General features: G+C 44.1%; 18 protein-coding genes, 1 tRNA gene and 1 pseudogene. 11 read left to right on the top strand and 9 right to left on the bottom strand.

Annotation, left to right across the window (positions count from 1 at the left end; translation table 11 throughout):
* Positions 1–21 precede the first annotated feature (21 nt).
* Both QT996_RS11845 and QT996_RS11840 read left to right on the top strand, forming a co-directional pair.
* Positions 22–93: transfer RNA gene (locus tag QT996_RS11845), tRNA-Thr, on the top strand.
* Between the two features lie 672 nt (positions 94–765).
* Positions 766–1,569, top strand: coding sequence for a hypothetical protein (locus tag QT996_RS11840; protein ID WP_333046741.1), 804 nt, complete (start codon positions 766–768; stop codon positions 1,567–1,569).
* Positions 1,570–1,760: 191 nt separating this feature from the next.
* Here the strand turns inward: QT996_RS11840 and QT996_RS11835 are convergent.
* Together QT996_RS11835 and lipB are read right to left on the bottom strand one after the other, a co-directional pair.
* Positions 1,761–1,943 (bottom strand): annotated as a pseudogene (locus QT996_RS11835) (IS1 family transposase); the annotation flags it as partial.
* A gap of 22 nt (positions 1,944–1,965) precedes the next feature.
* A complete protein-coding gene (gene lipB / locus QT996_RS11830) occupies positions 1,966–2,655 on the bottom strand; it encodes a lipoyl(octanoyl) transferase LipB (protein WP_333046740.1) in 690 nt (229 codons plus the stop codon).
* A gap of 151 nt (positions 2,656–2,806) precedes the next feature.
* Between lipB and hpf the strand changes: the two genes are divergently transcribed.
* Complete coding sequence (gene hpf / locus QT996_RS11825) at positions 2,807–3,460, top strand: ribosome hibernation-promoting factor, HPF/YfiA family (protein WP_333046739.1); 654 nt, start codon at positions 2,807–2,809, stop codon at positions 3,458–3,460.
* A gap of 283 nt (positions 3,461–3,743) precedes the next feature.
* A complete protein-coding gene (locus tag QT996_RS11820; protein ID WP_333046738.1) occupies positions 3,744–4,193 on the top strand; it encodes a Uma2 family endonuclease in 450 nt (149 codons plus the stop codon).
* A gap of 316 nt (positions 4,194–4,509) precedes the next feature.
* Here QT996_RS11820 and QT996_RS11815 read toward each other — a convergent pair whose 3' ends face one another.
* A complete protein-coding gene (locus QT996_RS11815; RefSeq protein ID WP_333046737.1) occupies positions 4,510–4,968 on the bottom strand; it encodes a peroxiredoxin in 459 nt (152 codons plus the stop codon).
* Between the two features lie 290 nt (positions 4,969–5,258).
* Positions 5,259–6,155: a metal ABC transporter permease gene (locus QT996_RS11810; protein ID WP_333046736.1), complete on the bottom strand. Its 897-nt coding sequence runs from the start codon at positions 6,153–6,155 to the stop codon at positions 5,259–5,261.
* Between the two features lie 342 nt (positions 6,156–6,497).
* On the opposite strand from QT996_RS11810, the gene QT996_RS11805 reads away from it, so the two are divergent.
* Positions 6,498–6,662 carry a hypothetical protein gene (locus QT996_RS11805; protein ID WP_333046735.1) on the top strand — a complete coding sequence of 55 codons (165 nt, stop codon included), beginning with the start codon at positions 6,498–6,500 and terminating at the stop codon, positions 6,660–6,662.
* A gap of 156 nt (positions 6,663–6,818) precedes the next feature.
* On the opposite strand, the gene QT996_RS11800 is transcribed toward QT996_RS11805, so the two are convergent.
* The 3 genes from QT996_RS11800 to QT996_RS11790 are packed head-to-tail and all read right to left on the bottom strand — an operon-like array spanning position 6,819 to position 13,784.
* Positions 6,819–10,478, bottom strand: coding sequence for an nSTAND3 domain-containing NTPase (locus QT996_RS11800; protein ID WP_333046734.1), 3,660 nt, complete (start codon positions 10,476–10,478; stop codon positions 6,819–6,821).
* Positions 10,478–13,501: a hypothetical protein gene (locus QT996_RS11795; protein ID WP_333046733.1), complete on the bottom strand. Its 3,024-nt coding sequence runs from the start codon at positions 13,499–13,501 to the stop codon at positions 10,478–10,480. Before QT996_RS11795 ends, QT996_RS11800 begins: the two co-directional genes overlap by 1 nt.
* Positions 13,502–13,514: 13 nt before the next feature.
* A complete protein-coding gene (locus QT996_RS11790) occupies positions 13,515–13,784 on the bottom strand; it encodes a YciI family protein (protein ID WP_190741349.1) in 270 nt (89 codons plus the stop codon).
* A 151-nt stretch (positions 13,785–13,935) separates the two neighbouring features.
* Here QT996_RS11790 and QT996_RS11785 point away from each other — a divergent pair, with 151 nt between their 5' ends.
* The gene (locus tag QT996_RS11785) at positions 13,936–14,508 is read left to right on the top strand and encodes a Uma2 family endonuclease (RefSeq protein WP_333046732.1); all 573 of its coding nucleotides are present in this window, start codon (positions 13,936–13,938) and stop codon (positions 14,506–14,508) included.
* Between the two features lie 66 nt (positions 14,509–14,574).
* Here the strand turns inward: QT996_RS11785 and pheT are convergent, their stop codons facing one another.
* The gene (pheT, locus tag QT996_RS11780) at positions 14,575–17,019 is read right to left on the bottom strand and encodes a phenylalanine--tRNA ligase subunit beta (RefSeq protein WP_333046731.1); all 2,445 of its coding nucleotides are present in this window, start codon (positions 17,017–17,019) and stop codon (positions 14,575–14,577) included.
* Positions 17,020–17,552: 533 nt separating this feature from the next.
* Here pheT and QT996_RS11775 point away from each other — a divergent pair.
* From QT996_RS11775 to QT996_RS11760, 4 genes are all read left to right on the top strand, one after another.
* The gene (locus QT996_RS11775; protein ID WP_333046730.1) at positions 17,553–19,184 is read left to right on the top strand and encodes a serine/threonine-protein kinase; all 1,632 of its coding nucleotides are present in this window, start codon (positions 17,553–17,555) and stop codon (positions 19,182–19,184) included.
* Positions 19,185–19,353: 169 nt separating this feature from the next.
* A complete protein-coding gene (locus QT996_RS11770; protein ID WP_333046729.1) occupies positions 19,354–22,443 on the top strand; it encodes an MASE1 domain-containing protein in 3,090 nt (1,029 codons plus the stop codon).
* Between the two features lie 27 nt (positions 22,444–22,470).
* Positions 22,471–24,258 carry a PAS domain-containing sensor histidine kinase gene (locus QT996_RS11765; protein ID WP_333046728.1) on the top strand — a complete coding sequence of 596 codons (1,788 nt, stop codon included), beginning with the start codon at positions 22,471–22,473 and terminating at the stop codon, positions 24,256–24,258.
* Positions 24,259–24,568: 310 nt separating this feature from the next.
* On the top strand, positions 24,569–25,051 hold the full coding sequence (locus tag QT996_RS11760) for a hypothetical protein (protein ID WP_333046727.1): 483 nt from the start codon (positions 24,569–24,571) through the stop codon (positions 25,049–25,051).
* A gap of 95 nt (positions 25,052–25,146) precedes the next feature.
* Here the strand turns inward: QT996_RS11760 and QT996_RS11755 are convergent, their stop codons facing one another.
* The gene (locus QT996_RS11755; protein ID WP_333046726.1) at positions 25,147–25,638 is read right to left on the bottom strand and encodes a WbuC family cupin fold metalloprotein; all 492 of its coding nucleotides are present in this window, start codon (positions 25,636–25,638) and stop codon (positions 25,147–25,149) included.
* Positions 25,639–25,732: 94 nt separating this feature from the next.
* Here QT996_RS11755 and QT996_RS11750 point away from each other — a divergent pair, with 94 nt between their 5' ends.
* Positions 25,733–26,938 (top strand): tetratricopeptide repeat protein, encoded by a 1,206-nt coding sequence (locus QT996_RS11750; protein ID WP_333046725.1) that lies wholly within the window; start codon positions 25,733–25,735, stop codon positions 26,936–26,938.
* Positions 26,939–27,000: the final 62 nt, after the last annotated feature.

Below are 27,000 nucleotides of genomic sequence, written 5' to 3'. Positions count from 1 at the left end.
CTACAATTCAAAATTGTCTGTGCCGATGTAGCTCAGGGGTAGAGTATTCGATTCGTAATCGAACGGTCGTGGGTTCAAATCCCACCATCGGCTTTGGGTTTAAGGGATTTTTGTCTATGCTTTAGTCTATGACTGAGCTCAAACTGAGCTCAAAACGCAGTTTAACTACTCAAAAATGCTCTCGGCAAAGTAGCCGAGAGCATTTTTATTTGCCCTAAATCCTTGTGTGGTGGAGATGGTGAATTTTTTAAATCAACAGTTAAACCTAAGTTCGTGAAAATGGCGATCGCCATGAACCGAGTTAATGACCTGGCAGTCACAAGTTCGAGCCACAAAATGCGTGAATGGCGATCGCGTGCATCAGCCAATCATCGCGCAAAAATAGGGTAAAATTGCGATCGAAGCGTCACACTCTGTTCAACATTCAGCAGCCCATGCAAAAAGTATCGGAGATGAGAGTAGAAAACTTAGATGATCGGGGCTGAGTAGCAGGTCTAATTGATCACCTAGGAATCTTCCCAAAAATCGGTAGTCCTGCATATAGCAATCCTAAGTGATTTTCTAGATTTCTAAAATCTGAAAGTCTTGCTATACAAGAAGTCTAGGAAGACAAGAGGAAGTTGTGTTGTGAGACTCAGATCGGATTGCTATAATTCGTTGATGCGATTCCTTGGGAGGGAATATTTCTAGTAGTCGCATACTCCAAACCCTGCCTCAATAGTTTAAAGTGAAGGATCTCACCAGTTAATTAAGAGCAGCGAAAAGATGACCCAGAATCCTATCAATCAGCTTGGCGAAACTATCCCCCAAACACTAAATGGTTATGATCCTAATGTGTTTCCAGCTTTTCATCAAATGCTCTCTACTCACTTTCCAGGGGCATTACCCATGAGCAAGTACATGAGAAAGACGTTCCAAAGCTTGAGTACCTACGGTTTTTGTGATGAAAATACGATGGGAATGATAGCAATTTGTCGGGATGAAATCGCCGAACCTCTATTCGCCGAAGTAATTCGATACTGGGGGAAAACCTTTAATTGTTGCAGTTTAGCTGGATTTGTAATGATGGGCAAAACTGGGTTAGCTTCTGCGACAGACCATACCCCTATAGTTGATGGCATTCGTCGTTTTACCTTTTATGCCATGCCCCACATCGCTATTTCTAGACATGGCGATATTGGCATGGTTTATCGAGATGGTATTCAAAAAGCTTCCCATGCCTGTGGAGCATTAGAAGCGATTGTTGAAGAGTTGGCAGCGGGGCACCTGAAGCTAGAAATGGATATGCAGGATATTGAACAAACAATTATTCGGCAAAAAATTCTTTCAACCATTACCTATGGAGATAAACCCGATTTAATAGAAATTACAAAATTGGCATCTCGAATTATTTCTGAGGATGTCGAACATCTTTTAGATACCCTGGATCGCTCTATTTTTACCTATGCCGTTATGACCGGCATTCAAATTCACGGCCCCCTGGGCACCCACTGGATTTATCCGCAAGATTTTTATGTTGTTGACAGCGATATTCCGGGAGGAAAAAGAATACTTCAAACTGTTCGATAATCTCTACTAAAAGGAAGATTCAAGGTGCGCTAGCATAAGAAATTATTAGAAATTATTAGAATATATAGCAAAACCATTTGATTTGTAAACAATCGATTCAATCATCACAAGCGTTTCAGGTTGTTCTACATTCATGACTCAAATAGACTTGCTATAGATCCCATGTGATTGGATAGTGTTTTAGAGAATTAAACAGTTTTTCTGACGCTACGAGATATTCTTTGTCTCAGGGTATTATTAAATCTTTCTATAAAGTTTGTCATACCCGTATCCTTTCTTACTAATCTGTGTCTTTTTTGAGGAAAAAGTATCCCATAAGGACGCCAAAAGTTTGTAGAACTTACAGCACATTGACGATATACTGCGAGCAATGCTGTGTCCTTACGGGAAGCTTTTTTAGATTGGTATTAGTTCCGATCGCACAATTTCCACTGCAAAAACGCGAGCAAACTCAGCGATAACGAGCGATCGCACTCGATCGACCTCAATTCCCGGAATAAACTGCTCCAAACTGCCAACAGGTCGATCAGGAATCCCGCAAGGTACAATTTGCCCAAAGCCTGCAAGATCCGGACAAACATTTAAAGCAAAACCGTGCATCGTAATCCAGCGGCTGACTTTAATGCCGATCGCACCTACCTTGCACCCATCCACCCAAACCCCAGTCATACCGGGAACCCGCGAACCCTTCAACCCCAAAACTTCCAGCACCCCCAACAGCACTTCCTCTAACTGCCGCAAATACCAGTGCAAATCTTGTTGGTGACGCCGCAAATTTAAAATCGGATAGCCCACCAATTGGCCCGGACAGTGGTAAGTCACCTCGCCGCCCCGCTCAACTCGGTGCAGTTCCGGCTGAGTTTGGCCCGGGTCAAATTTCAGAAATTCCAACTTTGCTCCCATTCCCAAAGTGTAAACCGGCGGATGTTCCAGCAAAATCAGGACATCGGGCAAATCTGGATTTACCCGGCGTTCTTGCACGAGTTTTTGCTGGACTTCCCAAGCTTGGGAGTAGGGCACTTGTCCCCAATCGAGGAGTAAGCAGGGTTGTGCATTTAACTGTTGAGGGATGAGAGGAGAAATCATGAAAAAAATCAAGAGTGTATTTACGGAATATTGGCGCAGCTTAAATCAAGAATTGTCAACATATAATAAAAGATTTGGAAGATAAGTGTTTTCCAGAATACATAGTGCTACTGTGTAAAATATACCCACGTTACAGAAGGGAGGGAGCTCTATGAAGCTTGTTATCCAGGGTAAGAATATAGAAATCACCGATGCGATTCGCGAGTACGTCAATCAAAAGGTTGAAAAGGCAGTTAGCCATTTTCAAACTTTGACTACAGAAGTGGACATACATCTATCGGTGGCTCGTAACCCCAGGATCAATCCTAAGCAGACTGCTGAGGTGACAATTTATGCTAACGGCAGCGTGATTCGGGCTGAAGAAAGCACGGAAAGCCTGTATGCTAGCATCGATTTGGTTGCCGACAAGATAGCTCGTCAACTGCGAAAATTTAAGGAAAAACGCCACGACAACAAGACCCAGAGTAGTGCCAAAACGGTTACGGTAGTTGAGGAACATCCTGTAGTAGCAGATCTGATTGGCGATCGAACTCCCGAACTTCCTGCTGAGGTGGTGCGGACTAAGTATTTTGCCATGCCTCCAATGACGGTGCAACAAGCTTTGGAACAATTGCAGATTATCGATCACGATTTCTATATGTTCCGTAACGCGGAAACCGACGAAATTAACGTACTCTACGAACGCAAGAGTCACGGTGGCTATGGAGTTATCCAACCCCGCCACAGCAACGGTAACGGTAATAGCAAAAATGGCAAAACTGCCGAAAGCGCTACATCGGAAAAATCGAGTGTTGCAAAAAGCTAGATAATTGCTGAGTGCTCATTGTTAATGGCTGCAAGCCGTTAGCAAAAAAGGACTAAAGTCCTTACTACAAACCACGAGTTTTTAGTAAGGACTTTAGTTTTTTATTTGTTTTTTAGACAATAGACTTGTATTGCATTCACTCTTCTTGAAATCATCTGCGTCTATCTGTGTTTATCTGCCTTCTATCTGCGGTTGACTTATCCATCACAGATTTATGCAAGAACTCTAATGATTCGGAGTAAGCACTTTGCTGATATTTCTTAAAGAAAATGGATGAAAAATTATGCTATTGGAGTTAAGACAATTGAAGATTCAACCGGGTCAGCAATTACTGGTTGAGGATGTTAACTGGCAACAATTTGAAAGTATTTTGGCGGAATTAGGAGAACGTCGTGCTTCCCGACTTTCCTATAGTAACGGACGGTTAGAAATTATGGTTCCTTTGCCAGAACATGAAAAAGCCAAGGAAATTATTGGCGACATAGTAAAAATTTTGTTAGAAACACGACAAATAGCATTTGAGTCATGGGGTTCGACAACGTTGAAAAATGAAAGCATGAGTCAGGCTGTCGAACCGGATACCTGTTTTTACATTCAAAATCAAGCAGCCGTTATCGGTAAAAATCGCCTCGATATGAGTGTTGATCCGCCCCCAGACTTAGCTATAGAAATTGATCTCACCTCTCGCACGCAGTTGGATAATTATCAAATTCTAGGAGTGCCGGAACTTTAGCGATACGCACGGCGAGGGCTACACTACAAATCAACGTATTGCAAGCCGAACAATATATTGAGTCTGATGTGAGTCCCACTTTCCCCAATATCTAGATTGTTCAACTGGTGAATGAGTACACTCAGCAGAGTCAAGTTGCTGGCCGAACCCGCGCTACTCAAGATTTTAAAAAGTGGGTAGGGGAAAATCTCTAGTCTCAGAACTTTCTTCCTTACTAAAAACCCTTAGTTCGCAGTCAGGAATTTAGTTTTTTCTTGTTTTTTAGACAAGGAGGACTTTCGTCCTCACTACCAACAATATATTTAAGTAAATCCCTCTAACCTTTGATGGCTTCTAAAGTTTTGAGTGCTTCTGCAACGTGTGCTTTGAAGTCTAACATTGAATCAAAAATATGCTTGACAACGCCTTCTTTGTCAATGACATAAGTTACTCGACCGGGCATAATCCACAGGGTAGCTGGAACGCCGTACAATTGCCGAACTTTATTCCCCGTATCACTCAACAGTGTAAAAGGTAACTGATATTTGGTGGCGAATTTCTCGTGAGACTGCTGCGAATCATCGCTAATCCCAATTACTTCTGCACCTGCGTCTTTGAAAACTTCGTAACTATCTCGAAAAGCGCAAGCTTGGGTTGTGCATCCGGGTGTGTCGTCTTTGGGGTAAAAGTAGACTATGACGTTTTTTTTACCTTTAAAATCTTTGAGGCTGACTGATGTGCCAGTTTGAGAGGGTAAGGTAAAATCGGGTGCGGTGTCTCCTACTTTGACTGTCATGTTTTTTAACTGATTAGGTCTGTTTGGGTGAAATTTTAACTTTTGTTATTGTACTGTCTTTTGGGACGAATAGTTCGCAGGTGCGATCAGGCAATTCGACAGCCTCCGATTTTTGCTTTCTCGCACTCCTAAAAAAAAACCATTTTTACCAAATCTGGATGCAGCCGACGATTCGCAGTTACGGGTATTAATTGAAGAGGCTTTTTTGAACCGCACATCCACGGGGATTAAGGAAGATCCTGATTAACAATGAGAGGGGCGGCGCTGAAGCGTTACCACAAAGTTAATTGTTATGGGCCTTTAGTTAAATTTTTTAATTCCCGCCATATTGGAGGAATTTGACCGGAGTGTGTGCGGGGCTGGGTGAGGATTCCTTGAGTGGGACTGAACAGCAATGATAGCACAAAGAATCCCCAGGCAACTAAAACTATTGCGGGGCCGGATGGCAAGTTATAGAAGTAGCTGAGATACATTCCGCTAATGCTGGAAATAACTCCGATTATTGCGCCTAAAATCATTACTTGGTGCAGGCGAGTGACTAGGAGATAGGCGGTACTTGCAGGTGTAATTAATAGGGACAAGACTAGCACTACGCCAACGGCTTTAAGGCTGGCAACTATTGTGAGCGCGATGAGTACCATCAGTCCGAAGTTGAGCAGGTTTACTGGCAAACCTGTTGCTTGCGCTCCTAATGGATCGAACGTGTAAAATAGCAGTTCTTTGTAAAACAATACTACAACTAATAAGACTACGGCGACTATGACGGCTGTGTCGATCGCATCTTCGACCGTAACGCCCAGGATGTTGCCGAAAAGAAAGTGGCTGAGGTCGATTTTGTGGTCTTTTTGGACGATCGTAATTAGGGTGATGCCGAGGGCGAAGAATGCGGAAAATACGATGCCCATTGCGGCGTCTTCTTTAATTGTCGATCGAGCTTTGATCCAAGCTATGATTACTGTACTCAAAACTCCGGCAATGAACGCGCCGAGAAAGATGTTTGCTCCGAGGATAAATGCGATCGCCAATCCGGGCAAAACCGAGTGGCTGATGGCGTCTCCGAGCAAGGCCAGCCGCTGTACCATTAGGTAGCTGCCGACGATCGCGCAGACGATGCCGACGAGAATGGCAATTATGAGCGATCGCTGCATGAATCGGTACTGCAACGGCTCAATTAAGGTTTGTATCATAAAATTATAAAATCACAGTTAACTAATTACTAACAATCAAAGCAACCCGCTTCAATCGGAGATTTACAGCACTTCCGGATATTATGAGGTACAGTATAATCGACTAAAAAATAATTTTCCCCTGAAAGCATATTCAGTAGATTTGCGAAAAAAAATAGTAGCAGCACATAAGCGAGCAAAAGCTGTCTATCCGAACAATAGCAGTAATATTTGCTGTGAGTAAAAGCTTAGTTCAAAAGCTTGTCAAACAACAAAATATAGAGGGAAATGTACAGCCAAAACCTAGAGGGAAACCGAGGTATAGTCATTTGAATAATTCCGAAACAGAGATAACGAGAAATAGTGACAGCAAATGCCGATGCAACCTTAGTAGAGTTGGGTGAGCTATTTGCCCACAGAACAGGAAATTGGGTGGGTAAAACAGCAATGTGTAGCGCGTTACAGAAGTTGGGATTAAATCGCAAAAAAAAAGGGTCAGGAGTAGCCAAGCAGGGACAAAAAGAGTGAGGAAGAGTTTTATTTTCTGTGCGGATAGGGGGACACCTAACTGATAGCCGTTTCAAACAAGAATGCAACTGTAGGCAATATCCAAACCCCGATAGTCATCCTTGATTCGCAATCTAAAATCTAAAATCTAAAATTGTAGGACGCACCCAACCAGTTTCAGTTTACCTGCTTCGACAAAATTAAATTAAGCACGTTTAACTCGTTGGAACTTAAAAGATATTTATCTGTAAAAATCTTTTCTCTACTTTGCTCTAAACTGTAGCTTCTAAACACGATAAATGGAAAATCTCGATACTTGTGCCCGATCGGCATTACACTATCTACAGGGTAGATCGATCGCACATAAGCCGACAAGATATCCCGATACCGCCTGTCTTCCGGTTCTTCCAGCTTACTGTCAGCAAAATACTCCTGCATTTCCTCCCCGCTAACAAAAGCAAACAGGGGTATGGCATAATAGCGATCGAACTGCTGACTCTGCTCTTCAAAATACTGAGTTTTCTCCACATCGCTGTTGAGAAATTGCAATAACTCGATCGCACCTCCTCTAATTGCCGATCGTACATTCTCCGGGTACGACTCGCTATCCCTGATGCGATACATTTTTTGCAGCAACTGATTATCTACACATTTCTTGATTTCCTGATGCAGTCGCATCTGGTAGTTTTCCAGCAAATTTTGCTTAGCTAGAGGTACTACCAACAAACTCCCACAAACATGACCAATCTCTAAATTATCATAACTCAGCAAACCTGCAAGAGGATTACACTTGTCCAAAAACTTCCGATTAAAATCCTCCCGCATTTCCAGGTAAGAATCGCCCTTTTGACGAGACTTATCAGAATTCGTCAAAACGAACTCCCCGCGACCCAAAAGCTGTTCCAGACTCCTATAAACCTCCTGTAACAACCTATTTCCTCGGTGGCTTTCGCTTTTTAACGTCTTAATTAGAGAAGCCATTTTGCTGCTAAAAGTATCCCCCACTGCGGAAACCGACTTTCCACCAATCGGAATCATCAAAAACTTATCCCTACCTAAATAACCGTATCCCGAAATTCGCGTCATCACCGCCGTCTTGAGAATTAGCAATAAATTTAACAAACTCAATTTGCTTTCTTGCAGGGAAAGTTCCGCATCATCAGCGTAATAAACTGCGGTATCAGATAGATAAAAAACCAATTCTTTGTCTTCACCATCAAGGGTTTTACCTGACTCATCTTCCCCGCGTCCCCGATAAATCACCTGTATCACTTCCATCAGATTTTTCTCTATTTGGAAGCGGGGAATATCCACTAAAATATGCTTAGTTTTCGGGAAAGAAAGTCCACGACTTCCCGAGGCAGTCATAAAGATTACTTTAGCTGTAGTTTTGAATTCCTGTATTTTTTGTTTCTCCTCTTCCGAGATATTCGCGTGAATTTCCAGATAATCGGTAAAAGGCTCAAACTTTTCGCGACTCTCTTTAATTTTTTCAATTAATTCTGCCAATCTTTGCTTGTTTTGAATATATACTATAATTTGTTCCACACCGGGGATTGCTAATCGCTGATTGATATCCTCAATTATTTCAGACTGTACCCGCTTGAGTAAATTACTATTTTGTTTCAAAGGGGCATCTTCCTGATATTTAACACTTTCTACAAATACCTTGTAAGTTATCTCTAAACTGCGCGCCGGGTAGGAATTCGCATTGATCACCTTTGCAGGTAGATTCTTAAATTTAAAAGGAATGACTTGTAAAGGTTCAATTATATTAGAATTTTTGGCTAACTTTTTAAAGTAGATTTTATCGGGTTCCGGTGACGTGTTATCAAGGTGTTGTTTAATCACCTCGGAGTCCACAATCGAAGCATCGGCTACAATAATTTTAGTATTAAAGCCGTGTTCCAGCTTGTGCAACTCATGTTTTTTGACAATCTTAGCAATTCCATCTAAAAACTCAACCCCACCATCATCTCCAGTAATTTCATCGATCATAATAAAAATATGTTTGATGCGACTGGATATTTCTTGCATCTTAGCGGGAATGACAAATTTATCCCGTTTGTTGTAAGTATCTTGAAATATATTTTCTAAATAATCAAGGGTATTTTGTCTATTTTCTTTCATTCTCAAAGATTGGATAGAAACCGTAGCGACAATATTATTAGAAATTTTACAGTTAATTACGCTATAAATTCCATTGCAAATGCTATTTAGCACTCCCATAGTTTTGAGGCTAGCTGGTTTAATTACGGTTTCATTCTTTCTTTCAATTTCTCGCTGGTGGTATTCTTTTACCTGAACCTCGGGATTATCTTTGAGAAAATGAACCGTTTTTTCTGTAAAGTTTTCGCTACGGCTATTGGAGGCGTACTTGACAGTACGCCGGCCAGCATTACTTGCAATAAGGTCTGAGTTTGTGTTAATACAGAATAACCGATCGTCGCACAGGAAACCAGTCTTTGTATCTTTAAATTTTTTGATAATATCCAAGTTTACTTGCTTGCGGGGACTGACGTACAGGAATAAGAAACCGTCGTCGATATGGGTTTTGAGGAAATTGGCGATCGCAGTTGTTTTACCTATTCCCGGATTCCCAGTCAAAAAGATATAAGTTTCATCAGACTGAAGCGCTTTCACAATCAATTCAGCGTGAGCACTTCTCAAATGTAATCCGCGAGAAATTTGCAACTCATCTGCCAGTTTATCTGATATAATATCTATTGAATTAACAAAATTGTCTATCCGCTCAGTATGAGGTAGAGGTTCAGTGACATTTTTCCCAATTCCTAACAAAGAATCAACAAACTTTCTGCCTTCTTTAAAACTGCGAGCCGCGTTGAGTTGAATAACATCTAAAACTTCGCTGCGAGCATCGCTAATCTCTTTACCTTTCGGTTCATTCTGGTAAATCTGGGCACAAGTTGCTAATAACTTGATTTTGTCCTTGCGTAGGGAAATTGTGCTAATATTGCGATCGCCATAACCAACCACATTAAACAAAACCTCAGCATCGCTTGAAATTATACCAGTTTGTTGTAGAAATCCATAGAAACTGTGAGCATAGCTACCAGCCTGAATTAACTTAGTGCTTTCCTTATCCTTATACTTAAAAGCTGTAAAAAATCGTTTTAAATCCTCCGAGAAATCCACACCTAAAGTGCTGGTATCCATCCGCAGATTAGAAAACACACTTTTCGATCGCAAATAGCTAATTTCTCTCATCAAATATTTCCGTATCACCTCTATTTCATTGAGATCCTCCGGTTTTGGAGCTAGCGTCGGAGAAAACACAGACAAATCAACGCAGAGAATTCTAAAATCATTGCCATACTGTAACAGCATCAGCGTATCAGCCTGCAAAAACTCGCCTTTTTTCGAGTAGCGACGGATGTAGGAGTTAATCTCATCATCTGATAAACTCGGTTTGGCGGTTTTTAACTGAGACAATAGCTCTTTAAATGCTTCTTTCTCACCCTTGTTATAGGTTCTGATACTGTTAGCATCACTAAAACTGCACTGACAGTACAAAATTTTTAAGCGCTGCAAATTCCAGCCAGTAGATTTGACGTAATCCCGGAAAAAATTTAACCCACCAATAAAGCCTTTTTGGACAAAAAACAGGCTCCATTTTTCAACAACCTCAGCATCTAAAATACTCAGCAGATTAGCTTCTCTGATTATTTCCGTCATCATCTTTGGCAATTTGAGATGCTGCAAATCCAGACTGTAAGAATTACCAAAATTGTGAGCTAGCTTTTCCTTTTTAATATATGCCAAAATCCCAATATTAAATCCAACCTCAAACAGCCGTCCAAAATCTTCACTTATCATTATTTTGTACCTCCCTCAGTTACGCTCAATACTTCTCTTACCTTATTCAAAAAAGCCAGCGAGTTAAAATCCGCACTCCCGCCTCCATGACTAAACACAGATAGAGTACCAACTGAATCATCGCCGATAATATGAGCGTAAGGATCGAGTTTCAAACTAATGTGTTGACGGGCTTCATACCTAGAAAAGTGGAAGATGGTTAAATAGTGCAGTAAAGTATCTTTAATTTCACCATCGTACATCAAACCTTGGCGAATATCTTGGTCATCCAGAGTGCCTTCATATATCTTCAACAGTGTCGAGTAAGAAATCACACCGTTGTAAAAGTTCTTTTCCCCTTGCTCTACTTTGATACCATTAAACAGATTAAAAAACATCACAGCTTGGTGACTGGGATCTTTTGATAAACTTTCCAGTTCCGTGGTATCCTGAATGTAGAAAGATTCTCCCTTGTGTTGTTTAGGACTTCGGACGTAATATTTATCAAAAAATACCGGATAAATCTTGATATCTTGCCGATCTCCTTTCAAAGTTTGGATTAGTTTTTTTGACATAAAAAACAATTGCTCGTCTTCATCAGTCTGGGTAATGTGTAGTGTGCTTGTATAAGGTGCTTGTGCAATATATAGGAAATTGCGATATCCATATTTATATAGTTGACTGACAGTATCTTCTAGGATTGACGGCTGACTGTAAAGGTGTTGAACGCTGTAATTTTCTGACAAAGTTTTCAGCATTCCGACTTGAATTGTATCCTCTGATAGGCGTTTAATTCCCGCAACTTCGCCTAACAAACAGGTTTTTCTCTGAAAGCGATCGCTATTACCTTTTCTTGCATCGCTTTCGCAACTTGATACGACAATAATTGCTAAATTGTCCAACTCTGGAGATAGTGGAACATTCCGAAATTTAAACTTTTTAGGCAATATTGAATACAGGGAACTCAAACCGTTGCGAATACTGTAACCATTCGGTTTTTGCTTGACACGAAAGCCTTGAGAAGTCGAGCGGTATTTTTCACTAAACAGATGAGACAATGTTTTAGAAACGTTAGCCATAAACTTTTCAGACGGCGAAGGGTTATTCTGGTCGCCTTCGTGAAGTCTCACCATCGGAATAAACAAATTCTTTTTCTGATTGTGTAACAAGATTTGCAGGCAAATATAAGACAGAAGCGAAACACAAAATTTGTAAACAAATGCTGCATCTGGTTTCAAACCGTCCTTGCCGTCTAAACGTTTATTGTTATAACGAAACAACAGCAATTTATACTCCTTGGAAAAACGGCTGTTATATACATTCATCAGACTTTCAGGAACCCAAAGTACAGGCAAAGTATCGATGTCCTTAATGTTATATTCCATGCTGAAATTCTGGAATTCATCAGTAGGGAAGTAGCGGACATCTTCGATTGTGATATTGACTGGTAGCTGACAGATAGCTGTTTCGTTGATGCTCGATTGTTCGACGGCGATATACTGGAGTGATTGTTTGGGATTTCGTTGCAGAACATCAGTGAAAAATCGACCAGTCGTTAAAGCGTTATCGATGTCTTCTAGGATGCCTCTTTTGACGCTGATATGTCGCGGTTCTGTGCGACTTGGCAAAATTGTTTGCCTATCTATAAAGTTTTTTAATAATTGCTTGAGACTGTTTATTTTAAATTCTATATTATATTCAGTTAGCCCTCTTTTGATTCCTCTAAATATCGCCTTTTTCTTTTCTTCATCAGAACCTCTGAGTACAGAGATTACTGCTTCAAAGCTTTGTCTAGGATCGTAATTTAATTCAGATTCAGGTTTGTAATCCGGCGCTAAAGGATTGCTCAGAGAAGCAAATACAAAATAGTACAATAATGCTATTTTTAAGACCTTGCGAATAAAGGTTTCGCTAGTGTAACTATCGGCTAATTCGGCTTTATGTTCCTCACTTTCAGGATTGAGCAAATTCAGGTTATAATCAAATACAGGTTCACCGCCGCGGGCTTGAACTTCGTTGCCAAATTTCAGTTTTAAACCAAAAATATATTTACGTTCATTCAAATGGCTGTCTGTGGTTTCTCCTAAATAACCTGCTACAATCGGAATGATGGGAAGTGCATCTAAGACTTCCGCTCTGGAAAACATATCTCTGTAGTTAACAGTGATGCCAGCATAATTGACATTATAATAGCCGTCATCTTTTGTGCGATCGCCAATGTATACTTCGAGCAACCTGAGACGCCGGATCAAGTCTTCTAAATAGACGATACCAACACTATCTGTGCTGCTATTGCGAATGTTTTCTAGCAGATACTCTAAATAGGTAATCTTAGCTTCTTTATTCAGCTTACCTAGAGTTTCTTTGTCTACAACTTTGAGCAACTTATGGAAATCAGAATTTTCATTTTGCACCATCTCATCAAGCAGATGATGCAGTTCTTGCTTATCGCTGTTAGTGTCAGCATTTTCCTCAATGTAATTCTCTAAACCCTCCTTCAGTTGTTGCTGAAAAATGTCTGAATCTCGCACGGCGATAGTTAATTTATGCAGCTTTAAAATTGCCGTTGTTCCCACAGTATTTGGGCGCTGCAAAGTTAGCTTCTTTTTTGCTAAGGTAGGAGAGGATTTGGCAAAATCGTATTTGAAACCTAAGTCGGTGCCACTTCCCTGAAAAGACCGTGATTCTAAAGGCTCAATTAAGCTAGCTACGAAATTTTCAATACCATCTCCTCCCACAACAGATGCTAAATGTTGTCGCAAATGTTCTCTAATTTGTCTAATTTGAATGCCAAATCTAGTTTCAACTTCCGCCGGAAAATTGACTGTAGCCGAACGTGCTTGACGTTCACAAGAACCCAAAGGTGGCAAGACTTGCGAAGTGGCTATTTGATTAGCTGCCGCGTCAATATCTATTAGCAGACGACGCTTATCAGCCGAAATGCTAAAGAGATTGTTTTCCTGCAAAACTTCTAAAATCTTGGCCAGCAAATCGCCATAGTCCACTGGAACTAAATCGCTGTCATCCAATCTTAAGATGTTCACCCTGTTAACCCCTTCAAAAAGCTTGAATCCACTCTTTCACATCGTACTCAGTCCAAACCCCATTTACCCAATAAGGATCGGCTTCCACCAATTGTCGCACCGCCGCCTCATCTTCGGCTTCGTAAATTGCAAAAACTTTAGTTAAATCTTTTGTAGGCCCGATCGTACTTAACACACCCGATTCCTTCTGCTTAGCCAATCCGGCTAAATGAGCGTCCCGAAAGGGAGCGCGTTTTTCTAGAACATCTTCGCAGTAACTTCCCCACATCACATATTTGGTCATATTTTTGAGCTTTAGATGAATTTGTTTAAAAGTTATTGTACAATAAGAGTAAGAGGTTTTAACTAAAATTTTAAGAATAAGATTAATGAACTGCAGAGGGCGCAGAGGAAGAGGGGAAAGAGAGATGATTGTTAGATAGGAGAAGATTGCTATGACTTTATTAGACATTCGCCTGTTGACGGTTGAAGAATATCACCGGATGGCGGAAATTGGGATTCTTGACGAAGATGAACGAGTAGAATTACTGGCGGGACAGATAGTAAAGATGGCAGCCAAAGGAACAGCCCACGGTGCGGCGATTGCGCGCACGAAGATATTACTGGATAACCGTTTAGGAGAGCAGATTTTTGTGCGACTGCAAGACCCGGTTCGGCTCAATAATTACTCTGAACCCGAACCCGATATTTCTGTAGTCATACCAGATCCACTTTACTATGAAGACCACCATCCAACTCCCTCAGAAATTTATCTGATTATTGAAGTTGCCGATACTACGCTGAGAACAGATTTGGGGATAAAAGCAAATCTTTATGCTCAATCTGGAATTGCAGATTATTGGGTTTTGGATGTTAATAATCGGCAACTTCACGTTTTTCGACAACCGAGTCAGGATGGTTATCTAAGTCAAGTGATTCTGGCGGATGATGGGAGTATTTGTCCTTGGCAATTTCCTGATATTTCCTTCGCTGTGCGGGATATGTTGCGGCCCTTGGTGTCAATTTAACGATTTTTCCCTGAGTCCGCCAGGGAATTCATTCCCTGGCGGTTTATTAGTGAGTAGGAGCCTATTTTAGCTTCTCAAACTAACGCCGAATTTTTCAACTAAAATATCGCGAACTTTTTGTTGTGCCGGTTCGACATCGGTTTCGCTCAAAGTTCGATCGCCCGCGCGGTAAATTAACCGAAAAGCCAAACTCCGCTGTCCCGCCGGCACATTGTCGCCCCGATATTCGTCGAACAGTTCCACGGAATCCAGCAAACTACCCGCCGCCTTTTTCATCGCACTCTGCATCTCAACAACCGGAACTTCAACTGGTGCGAAAAATGCAATGTCTCTGTCAGAAGCGGGGAAACTCGAATAACCCGCGAACTTGCGAGTTAAGTTGCTCGATCGCTCTAATTCACCCAACAGCACCGCTAAATCTAATTGAAACACGTAAACCTGCTCCGGCAAATCCTTTTCCTGCTGCAATTGCGGGTGCAACTGTCCAAAAACTCCTAAATGTTTCCCGTTTAACGATAACGCCGCCGTGCGGCCCGGATGCAAGCGTGTATTAGAGGAATCACTTTGATATTCCACCGCCAAACCCAGCCCCTGAAAAACGCTTTCCAAAACCCCCTTGGCCTCAAACCAAGTCAAAGGTCGATCGCGCCCTCCCTGCTGCCATTTCCACACAGTCGGATCGCCGCCGATAATCCCCGCAACTGCATCGGCTTCCTTCATTGCATCCCCATCTTTCCAGAAAATGCGGCCGACTTCAAAACCGTTTAGTGCCCCATTTCCCTGTTCCAAATTGTACCCGAAAGCATCAATCAAACCCGACAGCATTTCAGTCCGCAAAGCCGAATACTCCACAAACAGCGGATTCGCCAGCACCACCTGATTGTCTCCCTCAGTTTTCACCAAAGAATAGTGCATCAACTCCGTCAACCCGGCCGCCCGAAAAGCCGATCGCACATTCCGAATTGCCGCATATTCCGGCGACAGATAACCGGCCGCCGTTTTGCTGGGCAAAGTATCGCAGAAATTGTCATAACCGTGGAGTCTGGCAACTTCTTCAATTAAGTCAATTTCCCTTTCTAAATCGCGGTAACGGTAAGGAGGAACAGTTATCGCCAACACCCGTTCTTTTTCCGTGGGAACAACTTCGCAGCCCAAAGCTGTCAGAATATTTTTCACCTCTTCCGGTTCCAGATATTTAGAACCGCCGGTTTGTCCTCTTTTCAACTGCCCCAAAACCAGATTTACTCGGTCTAAACGCAATTCGAGCGATCGCGAAAAACTCAAATCATCGCCGGAACTCGCCGTTTTCTGCACCGTCGCAGCGCCTCCAGCCAACTCCAAAATTAGGGCGACAGCGCGGTTGCAAGCAGTCGTCAAAGCCGCCTGATTCACCCCCCGTTCGTAGCGGATCGATGCCTCGCTCCGCAGGCCTTGAGCGCGCGCAGAACGGCGAATCGTTGCCTGGTCAAAAATCGCTGCTTCCAAGACTAAATTTTGCGTTCCTTCGTGAACTTCCGTATCTTCGCCACCCATTACCCCAGCTAAGGCAACAGGTTTGTCGCTAGCAGTAATTAACAGATTGTGAGCTTGCAAATTGCGGTTTTGTCCGTCCAAAGTTTTGAAGGATTCCCCTGTTTTGGCAAAGCGGACGCCGATGCTGATATCTTGAGTACCTGTGAAAGATTGTAGGCGATCGCGATCGAAAGCGTGCAGCGGCTGGCCCCATTCCAGCAAAATATAATTAGTCACGTCAACCACATTATTAATCGGCCGCACTCCCGCCGCCTGCAACCGCTGCTGCAACCAAGCTGGAGAAGCAGCAATTTTCACACCTTCTATTGCCGTGCCGATGTAAATTGGGCATCCTTGCGGTTCCGATATTTCTACTGCCAAACCAGGACTTTCTTTGCCCTCAATCGCAACACCATTCGCTGCGGGAATTCTCAAACTCGCCCCAGTCAGCGCCGCCACTTCCCGCGCCACGCCCACCATGCTCAAAGCGTCTGCACGGTTGGCAGTTGCTGTCAAATCTAAAATCACGTCATCTAAACCCAAAAGTGGGCGAATATCGCTGCCCAATTCTGGATTTTCTAAATCGAAAATGTGAATCCCGGCTGACTCTTTAGATAGTCCCAATTCGGCCAGAGAGCAAATCATTCCTTCGGAAGGAACGCCCCGCAATTTAGCCGGTTTAATCTTTAAATCAATAGTCGATAAATAAGTGCCCACAACCGCGACAGGCACATAAATGTCTGCCCTAGCGTTCGGTGCGCCGCAAACAATATTCAAAGCTTCTGAGGAACCCACATCCACTTGACAAACTCTCAATTTGTCTGCATTCGGATGCTGTTCGCAGGCAATGATTTTGCCCAAAACTACGCCGCTTGCCCACGGGCGGCGGTCTTCAATTTCTTCCACTTCAAACCCAGCCATTGTCAGGGTTTCGGCTAATTCTTCCGGGGATATCGCCACATCCACCAATTCCCGGAGCCACTTTAGAGATATACGCATAATTTAGTCAGTAGTTAGTTGTCAGTGCTCGGTAGTTATTAGTCAAAAGTCCGCGCCGACAGGCTACGACTTTTGACTCCCAGAATTTATTCGGGAAAGCTTTTCTTAGCATACTAATTCAATTTTGTCAAGACTGTTATGGTACACATAAGCAAAAAGAAGGGATCTGCCCCAAGGTAGATGTCTACTGGGGGATGAGTAGCATTCTTATTCAGAGAATGAGGTATGCTAGAGACATCTAACAATGCAAAAAGCACCTAAGTTTAGAAAGACTTTACACAAAAAAGGACAACTTTAGCAAGTCTTTAAACTATCTTCAAGGATAATCAACCGAAAAAACTCAGACCAGCGAGATAATCAAAATAGGGAAAAGATATCGGCCTAAAAGACTTAGGTGCAATTCCAATTCGCCATCGAAGGCACGGCCAGCCGACAACTGATAGATTAGTATGTCTACCAGAAGTAGGAACAGGCTATTTGTGCATTCGAGCGACGCTGACAAGATCAGAACAACATAGGCAAACTCAATCAATATGAGCTACTGCGTAAATCCGGGCTGTCCCCATCCTCAAAACCCTGCTGACTCTATTCTTCAGTGTCAGACTTGCGGTGCGCGGTTATTGCTGCGTGCTCGCTACCAAGTCATTGAACCGTTAGGACAAGGAGGTTTTGGAGCTACATTTCTGGCAAAAGACATCTCATTGCCCGGTCAACCGAGTTGTGTAGTCAAGCAACTGCGACCCAGTAGTTCGTCGCCGCGAGTTTTAGAAATGGCGCGGGAATTATTTAAGCGAGAGGCGAAAACCCTCGGCCAACTGGGCGACCACCCCCAAGTACCGAGGCTGCTAGACTATTTTGAAACGGAACAGCAATTCTACTTAGTTCAAGAGTATGTTAAAGGCTCGACTTTGAAACAAGAAGTCAAGCAGTCAGGCCGTTTCAACGAATCGGATGTTAAAAAATTTCTATTAGAAATTCTGCCAGTAGTGCAATATATCCATAGCCAAGGAGTAATTCACCGAGACATCAAACCCGCAAATATTATTCGCCGAGTTCAAGACAGCCACTTAGTTCTGATTGACTTCGGAGCGGTAAAAGACCAAGTTAGCCAAACAATATTATTAGACCCCGCCGACCAAAGCGCCAACACGAAATTTTCAGTCGGCACATTTAGTTTTGCCCCCCCGGAACAAATGGCGCTGCGGCCGATATTTGCCAGCGACATCTACGCGGTGGGCATGACTTGCTTGTACTTGCTGACAGGAAAATCGCCCAAGGATTTAGATTTTGATGGAGTAACCGGCGAAATTGTTTGGCAGCCCCACGTTCAGGTGAGTCCAAATTTTGCGCGGATTCTCGAAAAAATGCTCAAGCCGATGGTTGGGCACCGCTTCCAATCGGCAGCAGATGTCCTCAGAGCTCTCTCGGGTCAATTTGAAGACCCAACTCTTATGGATGGCTTGGCAACTCAATTCAACGCCTCTTCTCGTACAGTTGAAGAACCGACAATATTTAATGACGAGGGTTCTTCCTGGTCACCGCCCAGGAGCAAAATCAATGAAGATTTACGATCGAACCACACCCGCGCTGGTAGAACTTCCTTCAGCCAATCTGGGAACACGGGGATGCAGCCGAGAGTTTCCCGAACTCTGGCTGAGTCCGGCAGAACTTTCGGAACCGTTGGACCTTCTAGCGGGAATTTAGCAGCGTCAAAGCTATCTAAAGTTGCTCCTAAGTGGGACACCAATAGCGTGCGAGCGGCATATTTTAAAGGCAAGCGTGATTTTGCTGACTGCGAACTGTCGGGTTTGCAACTGCAAAAAGCGCAGTTAGCGGGGGGGAATTTTTATCAGGCTAGGTTGGTGAAGGCAAATTTGCAAGCAGCGGATTTGTCGGGGGCGAATTTGGGTCACGCCCGGTTAATTCAGGCGAATTTGCGAGATGCTAACTTGACTGAGGCTTATTGCAGCACTGCCAATTTTGAAGGCGCGGATTTCCGAGGTGCTGACTTGACGGGGGCTTATTTGACTAAGGCGAATTTGCGGGGAGCAAATTTGTGCGGGGCGAATCTTACGAACGCTACAGTTTCTGAGGAACAACTGGCAATGGCAAAGACCAATTGGCTTACTGTTAAGCCGGATGGCAAGCGGAGTTTTGGATTTTAAGAAATCATTAGTCATTGGTCAGTAGGCAGTAGGCTGTAGGCAGTTGTCATAAGTTAACAGTCAACAGTCAACAGTCAACAGTCAACAGTCAACTTCCCACTCCCCCAGTCAGGTGAGTCGTCAGGAGGAAGTTCGATCGCCCCAAAGCCGCCTAAATTAAAAACTAGGAATGGAGGATTCGATCGCACTAAACATGAAACTGCTCAACCCCCGCACTCGAATGCTTCTGTACACCGGCATCCTGGCCCTGGCCTACTTTGTTACCGGAAAACTCGCAGCGTCGATGCTGGGACTGGTGAAAGCCGAACCCTCCCCCGTTTGGCCGCCCGCCGGTATTGCTCTAGCGGCACTGTTACTGCAAGGGCGACGGATGTGGCCGGGAATTGCCCTCGGTTCGGTGCTGTTAAACTCTACCGCCGGTATACCGTCGGCTGTCATTGTCACATCAGCCTTTAGCGTCACCCTACAAGCGCTGGCTGGAGAGGCTTTGCTGAGGGAGAGCGGATTTTCTACCAAACTCGATCGATTGCGAGATGTTCTGGCTTTAGTGGCGGGCGCTGTCATCGGGTCTACTTTCCTCGGCTCTATCCTCGGCAACTTGGGAACGTGCATTTTTGGTTGGGCTCAGTGGAGCAATTTCTCTCGCAACTGGTGGACTACGTGGCTCGGAGACGGCATGGGAATTTTGATTGTGACGCCTGTGCTGCTGACTTTGAACCACGCCGTTAATAGTTTTAAATTTCCATTAAAACCCCGCATTATTTCAAGTTTTATCGCACTTTTCAATAAGCAAAATAATCAATTACTAATTGCCAATTCTCAATTATTAATTACTAATTCTAGGCACAGAATTACTGCACCTGAAAACCGCTACAATCTTGTATTTTTAATTATTAATTATTCAGAAATAGCGCTCTGGCTGACTCTCTTGCTGAGCGTGAGCTGGCTGTTTTTTTGCTCAAAAACACAAGCGGCGATCGCTCAGTATCCGCTGGAGTATCTGCCTTTTCCTCTGATAGTTTGGGCCGCCCTGCGGTTTCAATCGGCGGGAGCGATTTTTGCTTATTCGATCGTCTCTTGCATCGCGATTTGGGGAGCAGTACAGGGAGGCGGCCCGTTTTTGGCCAAAAGTGATAATCTCAAACAGGCGGTTTTGTTTTTACAAGCTTTTACCGGCACGATCGCCCTTGTGGCTCTGATGTTGGCCGCCGCCGTAGCAGAACGCCAGCAAGCGCTGGTGGAGGTGCGCCGCACGGCCGCCATGCTGCGCGATCGCGAAGCTAGTTTAGCCAACGCTCAGCGCATCGCTCAGTTGGGCAATTGGGATTTAAATTGCGCCGCCCTCACAGCAACTGACAACTGCGAAGAATCTGCAGAACATCATATATCCAATATCGAATTGCGGTGGTCAAACGAACTTTACCGCCTCTTAGGTTTTGCTCCTGGAACTGTCAAACCGACACCAGAAGTTTTTTTGCAAGCTGTACATCCAGAAGACCGAGAATTGGTGGCGCGATCGCAGCGCCAAGCTATGTTGGAGCGCCAAGCCTATTGCATTAACTACCGAATTGTGCTGGCAGATGGCTCCGAACGCACTGTCTGCGAACAGTCGGCAATTGAGTCAGGGGCGATCGCCGCCACAGTCCAAGACGTTACCGAACGCCACCGCGCGGAAACCGCTTTGCGGGCGTCCTCCGATCGCGATCGCTTGCTCTCAGAAATCGCCCTGCGAATTCGCAACTCCCTCGACCTCGAAGAAATTCTCAACACTACTGTTGCCGAAGTCCGGCAATTTTTCAAGGCAGACCGCGCTTTCATCGGTATTGTGGACGCGGACGGGGTAAATCTTCCTAGCCCGGTGTACGGTAAGGTTGTGGCCGAGTCTGTGGATGCCCAATGCCGTTCTCTTTTCGGGTGGGTACTCGCTGACGAGAATCACCTCGAAAACCAGAAAACTTTTTATGCTAACAACCGCGTCCGAGCTATCTCCGATACTGCTAGCGTTGAACTCAGCCTTTCAATTGCCCAATTGTACAGCGACTATCAAATTCGCGCGACGTTAAATGTGCCGATCGTCCTGGGGGATGAATTGTTCGGGATCTTGGCCGTCAACCAGTGCTCCGGGCCCCGCCAGTGGCAGGAATTTGAAATTGATTTGTTAGAAAAACTCGCTACCCAAGTGGCGATCGCTCTCCAGCAAGCTCAACTTTTACAGCAGGTAAAAGCTCTCAATGCCAACTTGGAATTTCAAGTGGAGGAACGCACCCGCCAACTACAGCAAAAAATGCACGAACTGCAAGAAAGCAACCGCCTGAAAGACCTATTTTTGCACGCAGTTTCTCACAATCTCCGCACTCCTGTTATGGGAATGTTAATACTGCTGAAAAATTTGCTCAACAAATCGCCTTCTGACTCTGTACAAGATGTTCCGGTTTCTCGATCGATTTTGCAGCGGATCGTTCAAGCTAGCGAACACCAGTTGACTATGGTTAATGCCCTGCTCGACGCTCACGCTAGCGAGGTGAAAGGTATTGTTATCAATACTTTACCGCTGCATTTGTCGTCTTTAGCTTCAGTCGTTGTTGCCGATTTAGAACCGATGCTAGCCAAAAATCAAGCAACTTTGACTCAGGAAATCCCGGCGGATTTGCCACAAGTCAATGCCGATCGCCAACACCTGCAGCGCGTGCTAGAAAATCTGTTGACTAATGCTATTAAACACAATCCTCCGGGAGTCAATATAACTTTTAAAGCCGAGGTAATTGCAGTTGAAAAAAGGCTAACTTATGAAGAAAATTCACAGGCTTTAACACCGCTAAATGATCCGATCGCCCGCTGTATCGCTAACGGGATATCTGCCGCGGGCGATCGTCCTAGGATAGGCGAGACCACCCAGAAAAATCAGGAAACCCTGGCCAAATTTAACATCGACGGCAGTTGCAAAATGCCCCGCTATCAGGGTCAAATTGGCAATATCGGCAGCAAATTGCCCGGAGTCACCGTAAAAATGGTTCGCTGTACTGTAACAGATAATGGAGTGGGAATCAGCGCCAAACAGCGGGAATCTCTGTTTGAACTTTACGTTCAAGACCCTAATAGCCGACAATTAACAGGGCTGGGTTTGGGATTGTACCTGTCTAAGCAAATTATCAAAGCTCACGGCGGCTTCATCGGCGTCGAAAGCACTCCCGGCGGGGGTTCGACTTTCTGGTTTTCGCTACCTGCTGTTAACTCGGACGATCGATCTTTGTCAATCTAAAATCTAAAATCTAAAATCTAAAATGGTATGAACTATTTGGGCAATGCAAAATCAGTTCAGGCGTTAACGGTTTACGAGGTGTGGCGCGATCGCTTCCTCCGAGAGCGGCTGCGCCCTGCTGTGGGAATTGCCATCTTTTTTGCCTTCACAATAACGGTCTATTTTCTGGGCGAAAGATTCTTCGCTCGCCAGGAGTTTAAAAGTGTTTATTTGTACACGAGCGCGGCTGTAGAATTGGGTTTGTTGACCTGTTTCGTGTTGCAAAAAACCTCCTTCGGACAGCGCTACCCCGGTTGGCTATTTTTGGGTTTTTCGTGGTCGCTGACGCTCGTTGTACAGCTTGGGTTAGCCGTCGCACAAGCCGGGGAAGTACCGATTTTTACCTGGACTTTAGCGTTTCTGATCCAAGCTACGCTGATGCCCGTCCGCTGGCGCCTCCACCTGATTTCTCAACTCGGCGTTTTGTGTTGCCACGTCGGGATAAATTTGGTTTTAAATCTAAGTTTTGCTAAGTATACTCCTTTTAAGTTGACCGGGTTGTACTTATATTTGTTTTGGTTTTGTTTGATATGTGACTTGTCCGTTTATTGGTACGAATGTCTGCAACGGAAAGAGTTTAGTACCAGGCGTGAGTTGGAATCTGCTTACCAGCAGTTAGAGGTGGCCGAGGCGAAGTACCGCAGCATTTTTGAGAATGCGGGCGAGGGAATTTTTCAAAGCACTCCCGATGGCCGTTATATTACTGCAAATCCAGCTTTGGCGCGGATTTACGGCTGCGATTCCCCGGAAGAAGTGACGGAAAAGTTTACTGATATTGAGCGGCAGTTGTACGTCGATCCGGCTCGCAGAAATGAGTTTTTGCGAGCGATCGAGGAAAGCGGCACAGTATCGGATTTTGAATCTAAAATTTACCGCTCAGACGGCAGTATTGTCTGGATTTCTGAGAAGGCGCGGGCGGTACGGGACAGCAGCGGCGCCGTGCTTTATTATGAGGGTTTAATTGAGGATATCACGCAGCGCAAACAGGCACAAGAATCGCTGCGGCTGTTTATCCACGCTCTTTCTCACGACTTGCGAAACCCGGTGGCGGGAATGTTAATGGTGCTGAAAAATTGGCAGACGAAACCTGGGGATGCGATCGCAATTCCCCGTTCTATTTTGGAGCGGATGATTCAAGGTAGCGAGCAGCAATTGCGCTTGATAAATTCGCTGTTGGAAGTTCACGCCGGGGAATTGCGTGGTTTGGTTTTGCACTGCGAGCGGGTTGATTTGAGGGCGATAGTTGAAGCTGCTGCTACCGATTTGGAGCCTTTAATAAATGAGGGTAAAGCTACTTTTAAAAATTTGGTTCCGGATGATTTGCCAGCCGTGAAGGCTGACAAGACTCAGTTATGGCGAGTCTTATCTAATTTGATTGCTAATGCTTTGAAACACAATCTACCCGGGCTGAATTTAACAGTTTCGGCGAAAGTAATTAAGGCGGATAAATTAATTATAAATCCAAGCACAGCAAAACCAGACATCGACAAATTACCGATTACAAATCCCCAGTCCCCAATCCCCAATTCGGGAACTAGGATGATTTACTGTACCGTGGAAGATGACGGGGCGGGAATATTGCCGGAACAGTGCGAACATCTTTTTGACCTTTACGTTAGGGGTGAGCAATCCCGACACTCGGTCGGTTTGGGTTTGGGTCTATATCTTTGTCGGCAAATTATTGTTGCTCATGGCGGCACAATAGGGGTAATTAGCACTCCTGGTGCTGGGGCAAGTTTTTGGTTTACTTTGCCGCTGGCTGAGAATTCCCGGTGATTTTTTTGTATGTTTAATTACATTTTATTTAGCAATCGTGCCAGATATTTAGAACGTTATTAATTGCTGAAACCCTTGCGAAATATGCTTCTTCCTTCGGCTATACTTGTATTGTGCCGTCGCAGGTGGCTTTTTGAGTGGGTTCAAGCCAAATTAGTCGATCGGACTATTTCGAGTGGACTATTGATATTAATTTAAAACCGTGGTATAGTTACCCAAATGTTTTTCAATGAAAAATAAATTTTCGATCTTCACATTTTCTTTAGAAACATCATTTAATCTAGAAAATCTCTAAAACTAGATAAAAAGTATGCAATTTATGTTTGTAGAGCAAAGCTCAGAAAATACAGCTAAAGACGATGCAGCTAAATATAACGAGCGGTCGTTCTCAACTTTAATTAGGACGCTGCGTCTTTCCCAAGGCTACTTTTCTTTCGTTTTAGTCAACTGCAACTCGCTGGCTTTGCGGCAGCAAATAGTCGATCGGCTGCAAGTAAATTGTCCCGTGAAACCGCAGCAACTGTTTTTGCCCAAATCGGCGACAACTCTCTACAGGACAATCGCAGCAGAAATAGACGGGGAACAGCCTCCAGCTTTAATGCTTCTCGGTTTAGAATCAGTGGAGACGATCGATCGATTGCTCGTTTCTACCAACCTACTATGCAGCGAATTCAGCAAAACATTTTCGTTTCCCCTCGTCTTTTGGGTGACGGATGAACTTCTGAGAAAAATCATTCGCACCGCCCCGGATTTATACAATCGGATGACGACAATTAGATTCATCAGTCCTTAGTAATCAGTCGATCCATTTTAGATTTTAGATTTTAGATTTTAGATTTTAGGTTTTTAACAGTCAACAGTCACCAGCCAACAGTCAACAGTCAACAGTCAAGTGTTAAATTCCGCTTCCCAAATCAGGACTAATTCTCGCGCCGCCGCAGTTCCCTCAGCAGGAAAACCTGCCAAAAAGTCTTTATCAGCCCCCACGTCGTAAGGCCCTTCCTTAAACTCCAAAATAACAGTATCCTGTGTCAAAGCTACTAACGTGTGAATAGTGCCCTCTGGCAGTTCGACAGCGCGAGTCGGGCCGGCCGCGCTGACTCGCAAGGATCGCAGGATTTGACCGTTTTCGTTCAAAATAATAATACCCACTTCTCCTTGAATCACGGCAAAAAACTCAAAACCGTTAACTGTCGGCGGGCGCAGGTGTCGGTGAGGGCGGACGTAAGTGCCTGGTTGGAGTACGTTGACAAACCGCTGCACTTTTTCAGACAAATCGTGGAAATTGTAGTTTTGTCGCTGGCGGGGATTGCGGCGGGAGGAAGCGGCAACCTCGTCTAGCAATTCTTGCGTCAGCAATTTGATCGGAGGGGACTGCACAACAGATATCCTGTATTTAATAGTTTTTGAACAAATGGGCTAGTCTGGGATCATCGTTATCAGCATCTCTTGACACATGGAAATCGCAACTCAGGTGCTTATCACTAAGGCAATGCGTTTGTCAAGTATCTTTAGAAAAAGTATTAGCCCGATCGCCCTTTCGACTATTCTAGTCTGCGCCAGTAGCGTTTCTGCCTCTGAACCGACGGCGCCACTGTTGGTTCAGCAGCAATTCTCACAGCAGCAAGTTAAAGAAGAAATTCGCGATCGAGTTCAAGAAGAAGTTGACATTGCTTTCGGGCGCACGGCGGCACTGCTTAACGGGCTGATAATTGCCCTCACTTTGTTTCCGACAGCAGTCGGAGTCGGGGTTTGGTTTCTGTGGAGCAAATTGTCCAAGCAGACAACAATTGCCCGCCAAGAAATTGAAAGTCTCCATTACGATACAATCTCTCAATTAAAACTATTAATTTCGGACGCTGAAACTATCTTAGGCGAAATTCAACAGCAAAGTCACCCGGCAGAGGCAGAAACAGACCTTTTATTCCCCGATGCCCAAATTCAAGAATTTGCTCCGGTTAACTATGGCAATTACCAAAAGTTATTGACGGCGGGCGACTATGCTAAACAGGGAGATGCTTGTTTCTTTGAAAACCGTTATCAAGATGCGATCGCAGCTTACGATCAGGCCCTGCAAATTCAGCCGGATTTAGCCGATACTTGGAATAACCGGGGAGTAGTGCTCACAAGAATGCAGCGGTATCCAGAGGCGATCGCCTCTTACGAACAAGCTACTACAATTCGCCCCAATTATCCCGACGCTTGGAACAATCGAGGCGTAGTATTGTTGGAGTTGCAGAAGTACCAGGAGGCGATCGGCTGTTACGAACAAGCAATTCAAGCCAAACCAGATTATGCCGATGCTTGGAACAACCGAGGCGTTGCTTTTTCCAAAATGCAGGAGTACGAACAAGCAGTAATTTCTTACAATCAAGCCCTACAAATTAAAAATGATTATACTGACGCTTGGAACAATCGAGGCGTTGCGCTCTCCAAATTGCAACAATACGAAGCGGCGATCGCTTCCTACGACAATGCTGCTAAAATTCGACCTGACTTTTACAGAATTTGGTACAATAAAGCCCGATGTTATGCCCTACAAGGTAAAATTGAATTAGCCATTGAAAATTTAAAGCGCGCCCTCAATCTCAATCCGAATGTGTGTAAAGAGTTGGCCAAAAGTGAAGCTGATTTGGAGAAGATTCGTGAACACGATGCGTTCAAGCAGTTGATAAGTTAATAGCTGTAATTCTAGGCTGCGTGACCACAAATCATTTCAAATTTATCACGGGTGACTCATAA

The sequence above is a fragment of the Microcoleus sp. S13C4 genome (genome assembly GCF_036700865.1).
Lineage (GTDB): Bacteria > Cyanobacteriota > Cyanobacteriia > Cyanobacteriales > Microcoleaceae > Microcoleus.
Note: the sequence above shows the minus strand (reverse complement) of the source record. Positions and strands in the feature narration are given on the sequence as shown.

Bases quoted from the DNA above. Each gene is read 5' to 3' on its own strand.
- QT996_RS11840 (WP_333046741.1), top strand. From the start codon at position 766: ATGACCCAGAATCCTATCAATCAGCTTGGCGAAACTATCCCCCAAACA.
- lipB (WP_333046740.1), bottom strand. From the start codon at position 2,655: ATGATTTCTCCTCTCATCCCTCAACAGTTAAATGCACAACCCTGCTTA.
- QT996_RS11785 (WP_333046732.1), top strand. From the start codon at position 13,936: ATGACTTTATTAGACATTCGCCTGTTGACGGTTGAAGAATATCACCGG.
- QT996_RS11770 (WP_333046729.1), top strand. From the start codon at position 19,354: ATGGAGGATTCGATCGCACTAAACATGAAACTGCTCAACCCCCGCACT.
- QT996_RS11765 (WP_333046728.1), top strand. From the start codon at position 22,471: ATGAACTATTTGGGCAATGCAAAATCAGTTCAGGCGTTAACGGTTTAC.
- QT996_RS11815 (WP_333046737.1), bottom strand. From the start codon at position 4,968: ATGACAGTCAAAGTAGGAGACACCGCACCCGATTTTACCTTACCCTCT.
- QT996_RS11800 (WP_333046734.1), bottom strand. From the start codon at position 10,478: ATGATAAGTGAAGATTTTGGACGGCTGTTTGAGGTTGGATTTAATATT.
- QT996_RS11760 (WP_333046727.1), top strand. From the start codon at position 24,569: ATGCAATTTATGTTTGTAGAGCAAAGCTCAGAAAATACAGCTAAAGAC.
- QT996_RS11790 (WP_190741349.1), bottom strand. From the start codon at position 13,784: ATGACCAAATATGTGATGTGGGGAAGTTACTGCGAAGATGTTCTAGAA.
- QT996_RS11775 (WP_333046730.1), top strand. From the start codon at position 17,553: ATGAGCTACTGCGTAAATCCGGGCTGTCCCCATCCTCAAAACCCTGCT.
- pheT (WP_333046731.1), bottom strand. From the start codon at position 17,019: ATGCGTATATCTCTAAAGTGGCTCCGGGAATTGGTGGATGTGGCGATA.
- QT996_RS11820 (WP_333046738.1), top strand. From the start codon at position 3,744: ATGCTATTGGAGTTAAGACAATTGAAGATTCAACCGGGTCAGCAATTA.
- hpf (WP_333046739.1), top strand. From the start codon at position 2,807: ATGAAGCTTGTTATCCAGGGTAAGAATATAGAAATCACCGATGCGATT.
- QT996_RS11810 (WP_333046736.1), bottom strand. From the start codon at position 6,155: ATGATACAAACCTTAATTGAGCCGTTGCAGTACCGATTCATGCAGCGA.